Source organism: Solitalea agri (assembly GCF_023914155.1).
In the GTDB taxonomy this organism is placed as follows: domain Bacteria; phylum Bacteroidota; class Bacteroidia; order Sphingobacteriales; family Sphingobacteriaceae; genus Solitalea; species Solitalea agri.
The window spans coordinates 1-1,470 of sequence record NZ_JAMWYS010000066.1 but is presented as its reverse complement, the minus strand read 5'-3'; the positions used below and the strand labels follow the sequence as shown (position 1 = coordinate 1,470).

Below are 1,470 nucleotides of genomic sequence, written 5' to 3'. Positions count from 1 at the left end.
TAATGTAAGTAAATAAGACGCAAGTCTTAGTAATCAAGAAAGTTACTAAGGGCGCACGGGGGATGCCTTGGCTCTCAGAGGCGATGAAGGACGTGATAAGCTGCGATAAGCATCGGGTATTGGCAAATACGAATTGATCCGATGATTTCCGAATGGGGAAACCTAACTAGTTGAAGACTAGTTGTAAAATACGCTAACCTGCCGAACTGAAACATCTAAGTAAGCAGAGGAAGAGAAAACAATAGTGATTTCGTAAGTAGTGGCGAGCGAACACGAAACAGCCCAAACCAATAATGTTACGGCATTATTGGGGTTGTAGGACAGCAACGTGGACTATATGATTGAAATGGAAAGTCTTGGGAAGGACTACCAAAGAACGTGACAGTCGTGTACATGTAAGATCATATTACCTAGCTGTATCCTGAGTACCGCGAGGTCGGAGACGCCTTGTGGGAATCTGCCAGCACCATCTGGTAAGGCTAAATACTACTGAGAGACCGATAGTGAACAAGTACTGTGAAGGAAAGGTGAAAAGAACCCCGAACAGGGGAGTGCAATAGAACCTGAAACCGTGCGCTTACAAGCGGTCGGAGCCCTTATGGGGTGACGGCGTGCCTTTTGCATAATGAGCCTACGAGTTACTTCTCACTGGCAAGGTTAAGTCCTTCAGGGACGCAGCCGAAGCGAAAGCGAGTCTGAATAGGGCGCATAGTCAGTGGGAGTAGACGCGAAACCTTGTGATCTACCCTTGAGCAGGATGAAGTTGCAGTAACATGTAATGGAGGTCCGAACCGGTTAACGTTGAAAAGTTTTCGGATGACTTGAGGGTAGGGGTGAAAGGCTAATCAAACTGGGAAATAGCTCGTACTCTCCGAAATGTTTTTAGGAACAGCCTGGCGGTTAAGTGTACTAGAGGTAGAGCTACTAATTGGATGCGGGGGAGTCAAATCCTACCAAATCCAGATAAACTCCGAATGCTAGTTACATATACGCTGGAGTGAGGCTTTGGGTGCTAAGGTCCAAGGCCGAGAGGGAAAGAACCCAGACCATCAGCTAAGGTCCCCAAATATATACTAAGTTGAACTAACGGGGTCCGATTGCATAGACAGCTAGGATGTTGGCTTGGAAGCAGCCATTCATTTAAAGAGTGCGTAACAGCTCACTAGTCGAGCGATCGGGCATGGATAATAATCGGGCATCAAGTATATTACCGAAGCTATGGATAGGGATTAATCCTTATGGTAGGAGAGCATTCTAAACAGCAGTGAAGGTGTACCGTAAGGCGCGCTGGAGCGTTTAGAAAAGCAAATGTAGGCATAAGTAACGATAATGCAGGCGAGAAACCTGCACACCGAAAGACTAAGGTTTCCTGATCAACGCTAATCGGATCAGGGTTAGTCGGGGCCTAAGGTGTAGCCGAAGGGCGAAGCCGATGGACAATTGGTTAATATTCCAATACTATCTTGTATT

General features: G+C 46.5%; 1 rRNA gene. It reads left to right on the top strand.

Annotated elements, in window-relative coordinates:
* Positions 1–35 precede the first annotated feature (35 nt).
* Positions 36–1,470 (top strand): 23S ribosomal RNA (locus NF867_RS18265); the annotation flags it as partial.